Source organism: Bacillus sp. CD3-5 (genome assembly GCF_006349665.1).
In the GTDB taxonomy this organism is placed as follows: Bacteria; Bacillota; Bacilli; order Bacillales; family Bacillaceae_G; genus Bacillus_A; species Bacillus_A paranthracis.
This window is the reverse complement of the sequence record NZ_VEPX01000001.1, coordinates 294546-312682: the sequence shown is the minus strand read 5'-3', so window position 1 is coordinate 312682 and position 18137 is coordinate 294546. Positions and strand designations below refer to the sequence as shown.

Here is an 18137-nt window from a genome sequence, read left to right as displayed (position 1 = left end):
TTTAAAGCTCCCTTCTTACTACATTGTTATCGATTATTTCAAGAAAACGGCCGTATGCTTCCTGCCATTCTAATTGATTTTGAGGTTGATAATGTTTAACAGGAAACGAGTTTTCAACAATCTCTCTACCTTCCTTTAAATCCTTTATTTTTCCTAGCGCGATCCATTGCGATAATGAATTTCCAATCGCACTCGCTTCAACTGGCCCCGCTACAACAGGGCGGTTAGTCGCATTTGCGGTAAATTGACAAAAAAGATCATTCTGAATGCCACCGCCGCCCATGTGGATGACTTCTATTGACTTACCAGTTAACACTTCCAGCTTCTCTAACACCCATCTGTACTTGAATGAAAGACTCTCCAAAATACAGCGGAGGAAACTCCCTTCCGTTTCAGGGGGCTGTTGACCACTCTTTATACAGAAATCTCGGATTTGTTTTAGCATATTTTCCGGATTGAAGAAAGAAGGATCATCTGGATCTATGGAATGTGCAAATGGCTTTGTATTTCGAATCAACGTTTCTTCTTCTTCGTAAGTAAAAAGCTTGCCTTCTTTTGCCCAAGTCCCCCTACATTCTTGCATGAGCCATAACCCCATAATATTTTTAAGTAGCCGAAACTCGCCATCTGCCGTTCCTTCATTTGTAAAGCCCCATTCCAAAGCCTGTTCATTAATGACTGGATCCTTCACTTGAACTCCCATTAAGATCCATGTACCACAACTCATAAAAGTGGAATATTCTGACTTTATAGGCAATGCGGCAAGAGCACAGGCTGTATCATGTCCTGCACCAGCAATAACTTTAACAGGCTTCATGCCAAATTCATTATGAATAGAAGAAAGTGTCGGACCGAGAGTTGTTCCTGGCATCACAATATTTCCCATGATTTCTTTAGGTAGCTTTAACTTAGTCATAAGGGCGGTATCCCAATTATGCTCATGAATGTGAAATAATGATGTCGTTGTACTAATCGTATATTCATTCGCCTTTTCGCCGGAAAATAAATAACTCAATAAGTTTGGTGTTAATAATAGAGTTTTTGCCTTTTCTATCAAATCTGGGTTATTCTTTTTTATCGTATAAAGCTGGCAGATCGTATTAATTGTTGCTGGCGTGACTCCTGTTCGAGAGAACAAAACATCCCTCGGAATGACTTCCGTGATTTCTTTTAAACTATCATTTGTATGCGGATCTCTATAAGAATAAGGATTGCTAAGCAATTCTCCTGTTGCAGAAAGAAGTCCGAAATCAACGCCCCACGTATCGATAGATAAACTTTCGATCGACTTATGACCGTTTTGAATACTTTTCCCTATTCCATTCTTCATTTCTTGGAAGATCCTTAAAATATCCCAATAGTAATGACCAGTTGCGTAAATAGGGCGATTGGAGAACCGGTGAACTTCTTCAAGATAAAGGCGTTTCCCATCAAATCCACTTACCATTAAACGCCCATTAGATGCACCTAAATCAAAAGCCCAAACTTTTTCCATTCCTTCACACCCCTCGGAAACACTTCAATTACTCCGCATCTTTTAATAGTTGTAATCTATATTTCTCAGAAGATAGATTTCTTAATTCGTGACATTCTTCCTCTGTCAAAATTCTTGGCACGCCCACCGTCGATGCAATCGTATATACTTTGGCCGCTTCTTCTAGAATTTGCATTAGAAAATATGCTTCTTTCATTGTTTTACCAACCGTAAGTACCCCGTGATTCCTCATTACGACTACATCATTTTCTTCAATCACATTTGATACAGCGTTAGCCAATACTTCTGTAGTCGGAATCATATATTCAAGATAAGATACGCTTTTGATCATTGCTGGAAAATCTGGGAATAGACTCGGAATGGTATGACCAGTACATGATACACCTACCGAATAACTTGGATGAGCATGTAAAACAGCTGTTATATCAGGACGTTTACGAAAACATTCCAGATGCATTAATATTTCAGAAGATGGTTTTAAATTATCCAATATCTCACCCGTTTCAATATTGACACGTACCCACTCGTGGTCTTCTATCTCTTGCAAATCAAAACCGCTAGGAGAGATATACATCATATTTCCGTCTCTCATACTTAAATTTCCACCTGCTCCTACTACAAGACCCGTTTGGACAATCTTATTTGCATATACTTTCAAATCATTTATTACACTCGGCAATGGTATGCACCTCAGTTTCTCATTTATTTGCACCGCTAATTTCGATTTAAATTTTATTGATATAGCACTTCCTTAATCTTTGGATCATCAATGTTCTTTTTATCGTACCAATAGAAACCAGTGTCAATTGTTTTGGATACTTGTTTGCCATCTAGATTCTCAACAGCTGCTTTCACAGTTTCATAACCGATTCCAATTGGATTTTGCGTAATCGCACCTGCCATTACTCCGCTCTTAATCGCATCAATTTGTAGTTTTCCAGAGTCAAAGCCAACTACTACTACACTCTTTTTGTTCAATTCTTTAACAGCATTTACTACCCCTATCGCAGAACCTTCATTTGTACCGAAAATACCTTTTACATTTGGGTGCGCTTGCATAATTGCCTTAGCAGCGTCAGTCGATTTTAATTGATCGCCGCTACCATATTGAATATCGACAAGTTTAATGTTCGGATACTTTGATTTGATTGTATTTACAAAGCCATCTCGTCGTTCAACACCTGTTTTACTTGTCTGGTCGTGAGCAACTACTGCTACTTCTCCTTTTTCACCAATTAATCCAGCCATTTTCTCAGCTGCAAGAGCTGCCGCCGCTTTATTATCTGTTGCTGCTGTTGCCACAGGTATATCTCCCTCAACACCTGAGTCAAACGCAACAACCGGAATTTTTTTGTTTTTTGCTTGTTCTAATAATGGAAGAGCAGCCTTAGAATCTAATGCCGCAAAACCAATCGCATCTGGTTTTTTATCAAGTGTGCTACGGAGCATTTCAACTTGCTTATCAACCTGCGCTTCCGTTTCAGGACCTACAAATGTAATATTCACCTTATATTCATCTGCTGCTTGCTCAGCTCCTTTTTTAACAGCCTGCCAGAACTGATGCTGGAACCCTTTTGAAATGATAGCCACATAACGTTTCCCGTCATCTTTTGCAGGAGCATCACTATCCTTACTTCCCGTGCTTGCATTGTTTGAAGAACACGCTCCCATAAACATTGAAATTGCAAGAATTGATGATAAAACGATGCCCTTTTTTGCTTTCTTCATCCAAAACTCCCCCTATATATTGTTTTATTTTAAAAACAGTATCGCAGTTAATTCTTTGCTTTTTTGTTTCGTAACACATCTGCGTAAACTGCCAATAAGATAACCGCTCCAACAACTACTGTTTGCCACTCTTGCGGTACGGAAAGGATTTGAAGACCATTTGTTAACACACTCATAATCAATGCACCGATAACAGTACCAAGAATTGTTCCTTTACCACCACTTAAAGAAGTTCCTCCGATAACGACTGCTGCGATTGCTTCCAATTCATATCCCGCTCCTAAAGCTGGCTGGGCAGAATTTAGACGAGATGCCATTATGATCCCTGCAACACCAGTAAAAACACCTGCAAGCATGTAGATAATTATTTTCCACTTATCAACATTAACTCCTGAAAGCCTAGTTGCTTCTTCATTGCTTCCTAGTGCAAATGTATACCTTCCGATAATCGTTTTATTTAAAATTAAGCTTGCGAAAATAGCCATTCCAAAAAAGATGAAAACAGCATTCGGAATAGCAAACCCAGGAATAATAGAACCCATCGCAATTTTGTTAAAACTTGGTATAGAAGTGAAATAGATTGGAGTCGCTTTCGAAATAACAAGTGCCAATCCTTTCGCGATCATCATCATCGCTAACGTTGCAATAAATGGCGGAATCTTCAATTTTGCAATCGCAGCTCCCGAAATCAAACCTACTACGGCGCCTATTAAAATGCCTCCTATAACAGCTACCCAAACCGGTAAACCTAAGTTGACAGCAAAAACACCTGTCATAACCGAAGACAACGTCAGTACGGTTCCACACGATAAATCAATTCCACTTGTAACGATAATCATCGTTGCTCCTAAAGCAAGTATGCCTGTAACAGCTGTCGATAAAAAGATTCCTATAATGTTATCAAATTGTAGAAAATTAGCTGAAGCAATTGAAAAAATGACAACAAGTACGATTAAACTTGCAAATGCTAGAAGCTGCTGAAGGGCGTTTGAATTCATCCCTTTCCTCATCTTCCCTTCAACCGGAAACTCTACTGCTTTTGGCATTTCCATTCCTGTTCACTCCTTTATCATCCGTTACTATTCATTACATAATTCGTTTTGTTGCAAGCGTCATAATCGCTTCTTGTGATGCTTTTTCATCATTTTTCAATTCTCCTGTTATTTTGCCTTCACACATAACAATTACGCGGTGGCTGATTCTTAAAATTTCAGGAAGTTCTGAGGAAATCATAATAATAGATTTTCCTTGCTGTGCTAAATCGTGTAGTAACTTATAAATTTCATCTTTTGCCCCAATATCAATACCACGAGTAGGCTCATCAAAGATTAAAATGTCTGAATCTCTAGTCAACCACTTGCCTATAACAACTTTTTGCTGATTCCCTCCTGAAAGATTTTTCACTAATTGATTACCTGATGGTGTTTTTATTTTTAACCTCTTAATTAATTCCTCAGATTGTTGATCCACTTTAGATACATGCATCCAGCCAAAAGGTTTCACATAATCTTTCATCGATGCCATTGCAATATTTGTTTTGACATCCATCCCAACTAGAAGTCCAAACTGCTTTCGATCCTCAGATAAATATCCAATTCCATGTTGCACTGCATCAGAAGGACTTTTAATATTCTGTCTTTTCCCTTTAATAAAAATCTCCCCTGAATCAAGTGGATCTGCCCCGAATATAGCACGGGCTACTTCTGTTCTTCCAGCTCCCATCAATCCAGCAAAGCCAACGATTTCCCCTTTATACAGTTCAAAGCTTACATCCTTTATCGTTTTCCCTCTCTTTAAATTTTTTACTTCAAACACTTTTTCTCTCGTTCTCTCTTTCATTTCTGGTTTTTGATTGTTATCAATTTTCCTTCCAACCATCATCGAGATAATTTGTTCAATCGTTGCATCCTTCGTGTTCATCGTTCCTACGTATGTACCATCTCGCATAATCGATACACGGTCCGTAATTTTCTTAAGCTCCTCCATGCGGTGAGAGATATATACAATTCCCACACCATCTTGTCGTAATTTTCGAATCATAACAAACAATGCATCAATTTCCGTATCCGTTAAAGCTGCGGTTGGCTCATCCATAATTAATATTTTCGAATCAAAGGAAAGAGCTTTGGAAATCTCAACCATTTGTTGTTTCGCAACTGTCAAATCACCTACCAATTCTTTAGGATCTAGATGAATGTTTAACCTTTCAAATAGTTTTTTTGCTCTGTTATTTAGTTCTTTTTCATCCAAAAAAAGATTAAATAGCCCTTTAGGTTCTCTTCCTATAAAAATATTTTGGGCAACTGTTAAATGCGGAGCTAAATTAAGTTCCTGATGGATTATACTGATTCCAAGTCTTTGTGCTGCTTTTGTATCGGGAACCTCGATTTCTCTTCCTTCGTATGCAATTGTTCCAGTATCCCTTTGATAAATCCCTGTTAAAATTTTCATTAATGTAGATTTTCCGGCTCCATTCTCTCCCAAAAGTGCGTGAACTTCGCCTTTTTTCAATTCAAACTGCACATTAGAAAGCGCTTGCACTCCAGGGAACGCTTTACCAATTCCATCCATTTTCAGTAGCAATTCACTCATTCTATCACCTACAACCTTATCAATTTTTTAATCCACCAAATAGTAACTACGGCGTTAATCGGTGACAACGCCCTTTTTTAAAATCATATTGGCATAGAGAGCACTTTCACTCGTTGCAACAATCGCATACGCCTTCTTTGCCCTCTCATAAAACACAAAGCGGTCAATCATCTCAAACCCATCAAAATGAGTATCATATTTTTTAATTGTCGCATCATACGTTTCCCAAATGGAGGGGGATACATGATCCCCCTTTACAACCTTCATTAACGAAACAGAATGATTACTATACGTATCGAGTGGAAAGAATTGCAAAATTGCCTGTAATACTTCAAGAACCCCATGACCTTCACATCGAATGAGCTTCGTCCCGCAAGAGGCAGCAGGGAAATTGCCATCCGCTAAAACAATCTCATCCCCATGCCCCATTTCTAAAAGAACTTTCATTAAATCTGGACTAATTATTTTCGGTATTCCTTTTAGCATTTTTATCTCCCTTCCGATTTTTAACTTAACGAAAATACGTTTCAACTACTTACACTTTGTGCATCTATTAATAACTTTGGTGTAAATATTTCATGAAAGGGACCTTCTTCATTATTTAAACGTTTCAATAATATATCACCTACCCTTTCTCCCATTTCATATGGTTTGTGAGCGACTGATATAATACCAGGTGCTCGTAATAATTGTGCTGCCTCCACATCACCAAAAGAAGCGATCACAATGTCCTCTGGTACAGAGTAACCCCTCCTCGTTAATTCAAGAAGAACACCAAATGCCATTTCATTGTTCAAAGATAGAATAGCTGACGGTTTCTCAGTAAAATTCAGAAAATAATCAACCGCTTTCATACCACCTTCTCTTGTGAAAGTGCTATTAAACGTATAGTTTTCATCTTCTTGAATCCCAAACTCTTCTAAAGCTTTCTGAAATCCTTCATAGCGCTCTTTACCTGTACTAACGTTCAACAATCCATTCACAAGACCAATCGATTTATGACCCTGTTTTAAAAGATAGCTCGTTAATGTATAAGCACTTTCAAAATTACTTTCTATAACCGAATCTAATTTCGAATCCCCAATCTCAACAGTCCGGTCAACTAAAACAATCGGTACACCGGCCTGATGAATACTCCTTACTCTTTCTTCACAACCGCCAGCAGTCGCCAACACAATCGCATCTACCCGTTGTTCCACCAGTAGCTGCAACAATTTATCCTCTTTTTTAGGATTTTCATGACTACTACAAAAAATAAGGTTATAGCCCTTTTGCTGTACAATATCTTCAATCGCCTTTGAAATTGTCATGTAATACTGGTTTGTTATATCTGGAATCACAACACCAATCGTGTATGTTTTATCTTGCTTTAAACTTCTAGCAATCGCATTTGGTTGATAATTCAATTTTTTCACAGCTAAATGAACACGATCTTTAATGTCGTCACTTACAAATCCGCTATCGTTTAACACACGAGATACTGTAGCTGTAGACACATTCGCTTCCATTGCAACATCTTTAATTGTAGACTTAGCCATTTCATCACTCTTTCTAAATTTTCAAGAAATCGTTTACTTCAGTTTTGTTTAAACCCTTATTTCATCCATGTAAACGATTACTTAGTAGTTTACATGGATAATAATAATTTAATTTTCAGAATATTTCAAGGCTTTTTATAAACATTTTTTTCACAAAAATACACCTATTCATCAGATAACCTGAAAAACGTGAATGGACTCGTTTTTTTCGTGATTAGATAGGCGTTTATTACATATTCCGCTAACGCAATATTGTTCTATTTTGAAGTTTCATAGCACATAAAAAAAGAGCCTACTCGAGTGAGTTGACTCTTTCCTTTATTTACTCCCCTATTTCAGAAAATCGCTTTATACGTTCACCAATTTCATCACGAACACGTTGAAATTCGGACCACTCTTTTCCTGCTGGATCATCAAATCCCCAATGAACACGATGCACATCCGGCGGAGTAGATGGACAAACAGAATCCGCATGACTACAAAGCGTAACGACTAAATCAGCACGATTTAAAATATTTGCATCAATTATATCTGATGTTTGATTTGTTATGTCGATATTTACTTCGTTCATTGCTTTAATAGCATTTGGATTCACTCCATAATACGCAAGCAGTCATGTATAAAAATTTGCATATTTTAGGATGTTTAATTGTATTCCTTATTTTGTTAAAGTTACCCGTTAGTTCAATTCAAAATGCCTCAGTCAACGATTAACTCAAGTACCTGTTTCGGATAACCCCCATGTGATGAAGCTCGTGTCCTGCAATGCCGTACGCGAGGGCTCGCGCCGTAATGCTTAGGTTGTTGGCTGTGCCCTTACGGGTCCACGCCTCCGCTGGTAGCCCGCGCAGCAATGTAATCGTTGATTGCCGTACGGCCCGGTAGTCTTCGGCCAATTGCGCGGTTGTCCAGCTTCCGAAAGGAGGTATGAATAATTCCTGATCGAAACCGGTCAAAGGCGTCTGGTCCCCTCTTGCGAACCGGAGCAGGCGGTAGGTCATGACGCGTTCTGCGTCTGTAATGTGGCCCACGACTTCTTTCAGCGTCCATTTTCCTTCCGCATACCGATATGCAGCCTGGCTTTCGGTCAACGATGCCAGGAGCTCGGTCATTTGCTTTTCCTGGGCGAGCAGAATGTCGATGATGTTACCGTCCGGCACCAAACGGATATATTCGCCGGAGCTCCCGGCATATTCTACTTCTGACGGTCTTTGATTCATACGTAGTCACCTCTTTATGTAGATATAGAAAATTATAGCACTCGTCTATGTCTAATTAATTCGCGAAATGATAGAACTTCCCTTCTAAATAAATGAGGATAAACAACTATTTAGTCGGTCGCCACACTATCCTGATTCGTTAGCACAATAAGCAATGCTAATCAATGATGCATAAAAATTAGAAGTTATACAATATTTCAAAGTTATGAATATATATTAGATTATTCCGAAACATACATAAATATATTTTGTCGAAACTATTAAAAAAGGAGAATTTCTCTAGTTGGAGAATTAATAATTGTGTTACCAATATGTAAAAATCTCAATTTAAAACTAAAGGAGAACAAAATGGGACAAATAATTGTATCGATGTACCTCTCACTAGATGGTGTCATGGAGGAACCAGCTTGGACTGCTCCATACTTCAATGAAGAAGTGGCCAAGTTTCAATCCAATTTACTGTTTGAAAGTGAAGCTCTTCTACTAGGGCGAGTAACCTATCAAGGTTTTGCAGCTGCCTGGCCTTCTATGACTGATGAAGAAGGTTTTGCTGATAAAATGAACAGCATGCCTAAATTTGTTGCGTCAACAACTTTGGAAAAAACCGAATGGAATGCAAATCTTATCAAGGGTAATATTGTAGAAGAAATATCGAAACTGAAGGAACAGCCCGGTCAGAACCTTTTAATCTATGGCAGCAGTGATCTTACACAAACATTAATGCAACATGACCTCATTGATAAATATCACTTTATAGTCAATCCCGTTATCGTAGGAAGCGGAAAGCGTCTCTTTAAAGACCAGAGCAATACAAAAGCATTAAAACTTATAGAAACAAGAACGACCAATTCAGGTGTTGTTATTCTTTCCTATCAGCCGGAGAAAAAAGAATAATTATTGATAAATTATAAAAAAACTCATCAGAATAAATTGAAGTGCCCCCCGAAAACGGGACACCTATCAAAACACCTAAACCATCTATTCCCTAAATTCTTTAGGGAATAGATGGTTTAGGTGTGCATGAATTCGCACAGTTGTGTTGGGTACTTTTGTTATCTCTTGCGAGTAGAAAACTTCACTTTTTAAATGACCAAAGAAGCTTTCCATGACGGCATATATTTGAAACTCCTTCGCTGTATAAAACTACTTCAAATCCAGCAGTTTCGGGTCAAGTCTGCTTACTTTCACTAGATTTTCGCATGTTCCATCTGAAAGAATGCATTTGAGATACCACACCGAAGATGCATTTACATAAGCGATATAGTAAAAAGAGCCAATCCCTATACAATAGAAGATTGACTCTTTACTTTACTCACCTGTTTCAGAAAATCGCTTTATACGTTCACCAATTTCATCACGAACACGTTGAAATTCGGACCATTCTTTTCCTGCTGGATCATCAAATCCCCAATGAACACGATGCACATCCGGCGGAGTAGATGGACAAACAGAATCCGCATGACTACAAAGCGTAACGACTAAATCAGCACGATTTAAAATATTTGCATCAATTATATCTGATGTTTGATTTGTTATGTCGATATTTACTTCGTTCATTGCTTTAATTGCGTTTGGATTCACTCCATGTGCTTCGATTCCCGCAGAATACACATTCCACTTCTCCCCTAAATATTGTTTCCCCCATGCTTCTGCCATTTGGCTTCTGCATGAATTTCCTGTACATAAGAAATAGATTGTCTTTTTATTTTCCATGTTGTTTTCCGCCTTTGTTTTTAAATTATAATGGTTGGTCATTAAAATATTTACGCTTAAACCAAAAAGCGACGTTTACAAGTGCAATCATGACAGGGACTTCAACTAAAGGACCAATCACAGCAGCAAATGCTGCGCCTGAATGAATACCAAACACACCAACTGCTACAGCAATCGCTAATTCAAAGTTATTACTACCTGCTGTAAATGCTAACGTTGTTGTTACCGGATAGTTTGCACCAATTTTTCTTCCCATAAAGAAAGAAACAAAAAACATTACAATAAAATAGATTAATAACGGAATCGCTATTCTTACTACATCTAATGGCACGCTAACAATCATCTCTCCTTTTAAAGAGAACATAACGATAATTGTAAATAGCAATGCAAGTAGTGTAAGTGGACTAATCTTCGGTATAAACACCTTTTCATACCACTGTCTTCCTTTTAACTTAACGAGTACAAAGCGTGTCAACATACCTGCTATAAAAGGAATTCCTAAATAGATACATACTGATTTCGCTACTTCTATCATTGTAATATCAACAATAGCCCCTTCAATCCCTAACCATTCTGGAATGACTGTTACAAATACGTATGCATAAACCGAGAAAAAGAGCATTTGGAATACCGAATTAAAAGCGACTAAACCTGCCGCATATTCTTTATCACCATCAGCTAGATCGTTCCAAACAATTACCATTGCAATGCAACGTGCTAATCCAATCATAATGAGACCGACCATATATTCTGGTTTATCAGGAAGAAAAATAATTGCTAACACAAACATAAGTACCGGACCAATAATCCAGTTTTGTACTAAAGATAGAACTAACACTTTTACATCTTTAAATACTCGGCCCATTTCCTCATAGCGAACTTTTGCTAATGGTGGATACATCATGACAATTAAACCAACAGCAAGTGGAATAGACGTCGTTCCAACTTGTAATGTATTCAGTCCGTCTACTACACTAGGGAATACAAACCCTAAACCAATCCCAACAGCCATCGCTAGAAAAATCCATAGTGTTAAATATCGGTCTAGAAAAGATAAGCGTTTCATTTTATTTTCCATCTCCTATTAACAACAAGAATTTTTAGCTACCTCATTTGCAGTCGTGCAACATGATGACTCTTCAATTTTGTGAACATCACTATGTGCTTTCGTATAAAAGAATTCCCACTCATTCCCATCAGGGTCTGTTATCCAAAACTTATCTTGTACTGCATAGCAACAAGTCGTATCCATTTCATCACGCGCAAAGAAACCTTCTTTTTCTAATCTTTCTTTATGTAATGTAATTTCTTCAGCTGTATCCACTTGGAAACCGAAATGATTTACCTGATTTCCCTTCACTTCATCTCGTACGTTCAGCGTAAAATTAAGTCCTGGCGTCTCTAATAAAAATTTTGCATAATCCGTTTTCACTTTAACTGGTGATACACCAAATACTTTTTCATAAAATTCAATAGACTTCTCTAAATTCGTAACGTTTATACCGACGTGAACATATATCATACCTTATTCCTCCTCTTTACATATCATTAATCAAGTTTTTTTGATTAATAACTCAAAATTTTAACAGCAACTACCTTTCCCTGTTTTTCTAAAGATACAGCACAATTCTTCTGATAATAAATTATTCACTTCCGCATCATTTAAATCATAATAACTCCACGTACCTTTTGTTTCTTTTACAATCAAACCTGCATCTAATAAAATCTTTAAATGATAGGACAACTTAGATTGTGTCATTTCAAAAATCTCTGTTAAATCACATACACACGTTTGGCCTCGCTGACAAAGTTCATACATGATTTCTAAACGCTTTTGATCCGCTAATGCTTTGAATTTTTTCTCATAGAGCTGGAAATTTTGCGCCACTGTAGTTCACTCTCCCTTCATCAATTTTTTTTGATATTTATAGTATATACGTTGATTCAGTCTTTATGCAACTTATTAATCAAGTTTTTTTGATTAATATAACATTCCCTTCTTTCCCATAACAAAATTTAAAAGTTATCGAATAGTAAATGGAGATGAACTGCTTTCTATTAAACGCTTCATCCTTCTATTATCTCAGTCCCCTCTTTTCCTATCTTGTAGATAATATACTTGTAGTTCCTTAACAATCAAATCATTGTATCTGAATGTATTTACATAATAGAAAAAATAGTACGTTATCCTTACTATGGTTCTCGTAAATAGGATAACGTACTATTTTTATACGAAATAAGAAGTATCAACTCTAACCGAAGACTCTTTGAAACACCTTCTCATTTCTCTATTGCTTTAACATAAAACACTGTTATGGAACTACATTTAGATTTTCAAACGACCATATTACTACTTCTTCATCTGGTGAAGTAGTATTTATCATCAATCTTAATATCATACAGTCCAATTGTAAGGCTTTCCTCTCAAACATTATCCTTCCCTCATATCTGTAAGGAGGTCATTTTTCCATGCAATTGTATGCACATAAGAATCTTTAACTCTAAACATACCTAGTGTGTAAAAAATATTGTATTTATCTTTGCTTATGAACTCTATGTCCAATTTATTAAAGTGACTACCGATATGAAAAGCAAGAAAGTACTCATGCCAATCTGAATAGGAGTTTTGAGCAAGTTTTGCCGCTTGTATCATATAATGTTCCGCTTCTTTTTTAGATAAATAACCTAATCTTTTACCAATTCGACTTAAACAAATACACCATGCATAATCAAATGCAGCAATCCCAGCATCAGGTAACATGTGCAATGAGTAATTCACAACGTACATTTTTTCATCGTTTGATTGTCTTGGAAGTAATAGCTTTCGCTGTGCTTCTGAAAGAGGGGTTAATTGATTGTACATCGTTTGAAATTCTTGACGTGATCCTTCTGTTAATAACCACTCAATCATTTCTTTCAATTGTGCTGGTTCGTTACAATCAAATCTTTGTAATTGTTTCTTCAAAAACTTTTTCCCAAGTATACGGTCTCTTATAAATGTAAATTCATATTTTGTAAAATAATGAATAAGAAAATAAGTACCCATACATATAGTAGACATGCTTCGTAAATATTGTTTTACCTGTTTTTTCTTTCTTGAAACGAACACCTAAGCTCCTCCTTACATTTTGATTTTCAGTCTATAAAACTTCCACGCTTCCCAAACAACCGGAAGAAGAAGGATATATTTGAAAGGTAATCGCGTAATAATAGCAAGAATAAAAAATAAAATATACACCCAAGTACGTCTTAAAAACATGCCAATATACATCAATATCCAACCAAATACATAAGCCATTGTAACCCCTGGTTTATTTGGTTTCTTTCCGCTTTGTGCCAAAAACGAATTGAAATATGATAGAAACTCAACATGGTTCCTATCTATTTGAAAAGCATCCTGCACTATTTTTTCAGCTTTCTCTACTTCTCCCGCTTTTTCTAAGCATTTTGTCATCATGAACATCGCATCCATATGCTCTGGGTAGACAGAAAGAAGATGTTCACAATCTTTGATAGCATCGTGAAATTGCCCAAGATTATGCTGAATACGGGCACGATATAATAATGCATCTGGGTCGTCTTTATCAATTAACAGAATATTGCTAAATGCTTGTAATGCCTTCTCCTTATTGTCTATACGTAAATAATAAATACCTTGCATACGTAATAATTCAGGGTCCCTTTGATACATTGCAAACGCACGATCCAGTTCTTCTTTTACATCTTCTAATTCATTCGCTATCAGTTTCCTTTGTATTTCTTCTCGTATATAGAAATACAACTCAAAATCTAAATCAGCAGTTTTTTCAAAAATATCATAACGCATTTCTTTTTCGCCGCTAATTCTTTCTAATAAAAATTGAATTGTATTTTCTCCATATTCATTTACTAAATCATTTCTTTGCTCGCTGAATCGAAATACTTGATCGATTAATTCCCAAATCGAATGTGGGAAGTGATAATGATATAAGAAAAATTCAATTAATTGATCTTGTAGTGCTGCTGCATATTGAACATCCCATATCACATCTGAACGCAATATTTCCTCCCAATTCCCCTGCTCTATCCGTGCAAAGAAATTATCATAAAGCGTCTCAACACTTTCCATGAATGTATAGACTGGATGCTCAGTAATTGTAGTAGTAGCAATTTCCGCATCACTGTCAGTCCATGGAGAAAATACATGTTCCCTATCAGGGGCATTCATATCATCTATTTGAATCGACGGATTATCTTTCATATTTTTCGCACTTTTCACTGCCTCGTCAAACGCTTCTCTTAATTTTTGATATCCTTCTGGATCATCTTCTGGATGATGTATTTTCAGGAGTTTTGCATAAGCTTTTTTAATGACTGAAATATTGTCAGTAGGTTCAATCTCCAATGTATTCCAAATACTCATTAGCGATTTGCCCACCTTTCCATACTTTCAATATGTTCTTTTAATATACTGGAAGCTTCTTTAATCTTTTTATCATTTTGCGTTGTAAGCACGCTCTCAAATTGTTGCAGTAATATAGAAATCTTTTTGCGTTCATCACCAAGTAACTCTTCATAAAGCCTTTCGCACTTTGCAAGAAGAAGTCGATTTTCTTCTCTATCTCTCGGATGAATTTTAATATGTCTTAACTCTAAAAGTCTCTTTTCTATTTCTGCATCTGTAAGATTTCCAGCGTTTTGCTGTATGATCGTTCTTTTCTTTTCTCCAGTTGATGTACTTATTACCTCAACTTCAAGAATGCCATTAATGTCGTATGTATAACGAATATCAACCGACTCATTTCCAGCAGGAGCAGGAGGAATCTTAATTTTGAGCTCACCCAGTTTTAAATTATTTACTACCTTACGGTTTTCCCCTTGATATACATCAATAGTTATAAATTGTTGTTTATCCTTTACTGTATAGAGTCGCTCCACCTTACTTACAGGAATTGGTGTATTTCTCTCTATAATAGGGAAGAAGTACCCAGACTCTGACTTACCATCTCCAAATTCTTGAACAACACTTGTTCCTAAAGAATATGGACAGACATCGGTTAAAATCACTTCTTCTAAAGCCTTATTTCGTTCTTTTAAGGCAACTTGAATTGCAGCACCTAAAGCAACTGTTTCATCTGGATTTATATTTGCATAAGGCATACGCCCAAACATTTTAGAAATAACAGATTTCACAAGAGGCATTCGAGTCGCTCCACCAATTAAAATGACAGCGTCTAAATCATTCGGGTTTAACGAAGCATCACGAAGAGCACGTTCAATCGGATAACGAAGACGTAACAGTAGCGGCGTTACAATCTTTTCGAATTCACCCCTATTTATACTTGTTTCATATGTTTGATTATGAATCACAACATTCATAGTTGCAGCTGACTCATTACATAAAGCAAGCTTACAGCGTTCTGCTTGTGTATAAATTAATGATAATGTTTTTGAATCAAGTGACTCTGGATCCAGTTGATGGGATTCTAAGAAGAAGGTCATTAAACTTTTCGTGAAATCTTCACCACCAAGATAATTATCACCCGCAATAGATTTTACATCCATTATCCCTTCAAACAATTCCAAAATGGAAACATCAAAAGTGCCTCCACCTAAATCAAATACGAGAAATTTTGTTTCTGATTGTTCTTGGTATAAGCCATAAGCAATTGCCGCAGCTGTCGGTTCACTAATGAGGCGTTCTACTGTTAATCCTGCTATTTCCGCTGCACGTTTCGTTGACTTTCTCTGCGTATCATTGAAATAGGCAGGGACACTAATTACAGCACCGGTAACCTCTTCATTTAAATACACTTCTGCGTCTTGTTTTAAAGATTTAATAACAAAAGATGATAATTCTTCAGATGAAAAAGTATATGTACCCAGCTCATATTTTTTCTCTGTTCCTATAAAACGTTTAAAAGTTGCTGCTGTTAGTTGTGGATGAGTAATTAGTCGCTCTTTCGCAATACGCCCAACTAAAACTTCCCCCGTTTCATCAACGCTAACTACCGATGGTGTGAGAAATTCACCTAAAACATTTGGAATAAGTGTTGCACCATCTTCCGACCATGTTGCTACTAAACTATTAGTTGTCCCTAAATCAATTCCAATTATCGCCATACTAATCCCCTCTCTTTTTACTATATTTTACTATACCATTATAAATAGGAAAAGTATGTAAGAAACTAATAATATCAAACCTTCAGAATATAGAAACTCTATTTCAATCTAGTTAAATGAAATACTTCGTTAAGTTATAATAAGTATGCTCCAACCTTATCCCATTCTTTTTTGAAGAGAATTTTTCGTTCTCATATTGGCTGCCCGCTAATAGTGAAAATCTCTCCTTCGTAAGGGCACTAAAAAAGATCATTGAAAAGTCAATGTTCTTTTTTAGTATGCTTCTGTTTATTAACTACACTATTCTTCAAATAAAGCGAAACTTTAATCAGTAGGAGGTTCTTCATCCCCCACTGATTATCAGCCTCACCAATCGGGCTTTTATGGGAAGAACAATTCTTGTTATGTTAAATGGCTTACGATTATAAAAAATTATTAAATTGATTAAAAATACTAGTTTTACTGGAAAACACATAGCTATTGTTAAGAGAAAAAGGAGTGGATCATCCACTCCCTTCAATCACCTACCCCTGATTCCTTTGCGCCTCTCTAAACTCCTCCTTCACCTTCTCTAACAGCCCTTCTTCCGTAATTAATCGATACGCCGTATTTGCTAGTGCTTTTGCTGATGTAATTAGAGCTTTGTCTCCTAATTCTGAACGTGCTGCTTCTCTAAATTCATTCGTATGTGCAATTAAATCATCTGGGCCGATTTTAATGTACGGATGAATGGTCGGTACGACTTGGCTTACATTTCCTGCATCTGTTGAGCCGATGCCAAATCTTTCTTTCCGATTTACGTCTTCACCTTGTAATTCTAGTTCTTCGGCTACGACTTCATTAAATGTTTTTGTTACGAGTAGTTCATCGATTTCATTTTGGAATTGATGGATTTTCACTTTTGCGCCTGTTGCTAACGCTGCTCCCTGAGCAATATTTTTTACTTTTTCTGTTACTTCCGCACATCTTTTTCGCGTCGCTGCACGGATGAAGAATCTTGCTGCGGCGTAGTCAGGAATAATGTTAGGTGCTTTTCCGCCTTCTGTAATAACACCATGAATCTTCACATCTGACGGAAGTTGTTGGCGAAGTGCGTTAATACTGTTGTACAGCTGAATCACCGCATCTAATGCGTTAATTCCTTCTTCAGGTGAAGCTGCAGCATGAGCTGTTTTTCCGTAAAAATGAAAATCAAGTGGATCGACTGCTAGTGAAGGACTCGTTGTTGCTGTTTTTCCGCTCGGATGAATCATAAGCGCCGCATCAATGTTTTTAAATAAACCCGCCTTTACATAACTCGATTTTGCGCTACCGTTCGGTCCTCCTTCTTCAGCTGGTGTTCCGAATACGACAACTTCCCCGCCAATTTCTTCAAGCGTTTCTGATAATGCAATTGCTGCTGCAACACTAATTGTGCCGATTAAATTGTGACCACACGCATGGCCAAGTCCTGGTAAAGCGTCGTACTCCGCTAAAAATGCGATTGCTGGTCCTTGTTTTCCTGAACTTTTTCGCGCGATAAATCCTGTTTCGTGTCCAGCTATATTGTGCTGCAACTGAAATCCTGCACTACCTAGTAATAAACTTAACGTTCTAGATGCATAAAACTCTTGGTTACCAATCTCCGGATTCGCATGAATATCATGACTTGTTTCTATGTACTTTTCCTTATTTCTTTCGATACTCTCTTCAATTATTTTTCTTTGTGACGCTACTCCTGTCGCTCCCATTTTTCTTCCTCCTTTTATT

Annotated in this window: 17 protein-coding genes and 2 pseudogenes; 1 reads left to right on the top strand and 18 read right to left on the bottom strand. The window is 37.0% G+C overall.

Annotation, left to right across the window (positions count from 1 at the left end; genetic code table 11):
• Position 1: 1 nt before the first annotated feature.
• The 9 genes and pseudogenes from FH036_RS01660 to FH036_RS01620 all read right to left on the bottom strand — a co-directional run bounded on the left by FH036_RS01660 (position 2) and on the right by FH036_RS01620 (position 8573).
• The gene (locus FH036_RS01660) at positions 2 to 1495 is read right to left on the bottom strand and encodes a rhamnulokinase (RefSeq protein WP_139895209.1); all 1494 of its coding nucleotides are present in this window, start codon (positions 1493 to 1495) and stop codon (positions 2 to 4) included.
• Between the two features lie 28 nt (positions 1496 to 1523).
• Positions 1524 to 2174 (bottom strand): class II aldolase/adducin family protein, encoded by a 651-nt coding sequence (locus FH036_RS01655; RefSeq protein ID WP_139895208.1) that lies wholly within the window; start codon positions 2172 to 2174, stop codon positions 1524 to 1526.
• Between the two features lie 53 nt (positions 2175 to 2227).
• Entirely contained in the window at positions 2228 to 3223 is a 996-nt protein-coding gene (locus FH036_RS01650) for an ABC transporter substrate-binding protein (RefSeq protein ID WP_000709393.1), read from the bottom strand.
• A 47-nt stretch (positions 3224 to 3270) separates the two neighbouring features.
• Positions 3271 to 4275 carry an ABC transporter permease gene (locus tag FH036_RS01645; RefSeq protein WP_180358367.1) on the bottom strand — a complete coding sequence of 335 codons (1005 nt, stop codon included), beginning with the start codon at positions 4273 to 4275 and terminating at the stop codon, positions 3271 to 3273.
• Between the two features lie 34 nt (positions 4276 to 4309).
• Positions 4310 to 5815, bottom strand: coding sequence for a sugar ABC transporter ATP-binding protein (locus tag FH036_RS01640; protein WP_139895207.1), 1506 nt, complete (start codon positions 5813 to 5815; stop codon positions 4310 to 4312).
• 54 nt (positions 5816 to 5869) lie between these two features.
• Entirely contained in the window at positions 5870 to 6301 is a 432-nt protein-coding gene (locus tag FH036_RS01635; protein ID WP_138321640.1) for an RbsD/FucU family protein, read from the bottom strand.
• Between the two features lie 41 nt (positions 6302 to 6342).
• Positions 6343 to 7353, bottom strand: coding sequence for a LacI family DNA-binding transcriptional regulator (locus tag FH036_RS01630; RefSeq protein WP_139895206.1), 1011 nt, complete (start codon positions 7351 to 7353; stop codon positions 6343 to 6345).
• A gap of 322 nt (positions 7354 to 7675) precedes the next feature.
• A pseudogene (locus FH036_RS01625) lies at positions 7676 to 7954 on the bottom strand (arsenate reductase/protein-tyrosine-phosphatase family protein); the annotation flags it as partial.
• A gap of 109 nt (positions 7955 to 8063) precedes the next feature.
• Positions 8064 to 8573: a DinB family protein gene (locus FH036_RS01620; RefSeq protein ID WP_139895205.1), complete on the bottom strand. Its 510-nt coding sequence runs from the start codon at positions 8571 to 8573 to the stop codon at positions 8064 to 8066.
• A gap of 348 nt (positions 8574 to 8921) precedes the next feature.
• Between FH036_RS01620 and FH036_RS01615 the strand changes: the two genes are divergently transcribed.
• Complete coding sequence (locus FH036_RS01615; RefSeq protein WP_044793082.1) at positions 8922 to 9467, top strand: dihydrofolate reductase family protein; 546 nt, start codon at positions 8922 to 8924, stop codon at positions 9465 to 9467.
• Between the two features lie 84 nt (positions 9468 to 9551).
• Here the strand turns inward: FH036_RS01615 and FH036_RS01610 are convergent.
• The 9 genes and pseudogenes from FH036_RS01610 to FH036_RS01570 form a co-directional block, all read right to left on the bottom strand.
• Positions 9552 to 9713 (bottom strand): annotated as a pseudogene (locus FH036_RS01610) (IS3-like element ISBt2 family transposase); the annotation flags it as partial.
• A gap of 168 nt (positions 9714 to 9881) precedes the next feature.
• Positions 9882 to 10286, bottom strand: a complete 405-nt coding sequence (arsC, locus tag FH036_RS01605; protein ID WP_044793084.1) for an arsenate reductase (thioredoxin) — start codon at positions 10284 to 10286, stop codon at positions 9882 to 9884.
• A gap of 25 nt (positions 10287 to 10311) precedes the next feature.
• Positions 10312 to 11352, bottom strand: coding sequence for an ACR3 family arsenite efflux transporter (arsB, locus tag FH036_RS01600; protein ID WP_044793085.1), 1041 nt, complete (start codon positions 11350 to 11352; stop codon positions 10312 to 10314).
• Positions 11353 to 11370: 18 nt separating this feature from the next.
• Positions 11371 to 11808, bottom strand: coding sequence for an ArsI/CadI family heavy metal resistance metalloenzyme (locus FH036_RS01595; protein ID WP_139895204.1), 438 nt, complete (start codon positions 11806 to 11808; stop codon positions 11371 to 11373).
• A 60-nt stretch (positions 11809 to 11868) separates the two neighbouring features.
• The gene (gene arsR, locus FH036_RS01590; protein ID WP_000068188.1) at positions 11869 to 12174 is read right to left on the bottom strand and encodes an arsenical resistance operon transcriptional regulator ArsR; all 306 of its coding nucleotides are present in this window, start codon (positions 12172 to 12174) and stop codon (positions 11869 to 11871) included.
• A 543-nt stretch (positions 12175 to 12717) separates the two neighbouring features.
• Positions 12718 to 13395: a DUF1266 domain-containing protein gene (locus FH036_RS01585; protein WP_000498142.1), complete on the bottom strand. Its 678-nt coding sequence runs from the start codon at positions 13393 to 13395 to the stop codon at positions 12718 to 12720.
• A 12-nt stretch (positions 13396 to 13407) separates the two neighbouring features.
• A complete protein-coding gene (locus tag FH036_RS01580; protein ID WP_000029679.1) occupies positions 13408 to 14688 on the bottom strand; it encodes a J domain-containing protein in 1281 nt (426 codons plus the stop codon).
• Entirely contained in the window at positions 14688 to 16388 is a 1701-nt protein-coding gene (gene hscC, locus FH036_RS01575) for a molecular chaperone HscC (protein WP_000974594.1), read from the bottom strand. Before hscC ends, FH036_RS01580 begins: the two co-directional genes overlap by 1 nt.
• Before the next feature lie 524 nt (positions 16389 to 16912).
• Positions 16913 to 18118, bottom strand: a complete 1206-nt coding sequence (locus FH036_RS01570; RefSeq protein ID WP_044793093.1) for a M20 family metallopeptidase — start codon at positions 18116 to 18118, stop codon at positions 16913 to 16915.
• Positions 18119 to 18137 lie beyond the last annotated feature (19 nt).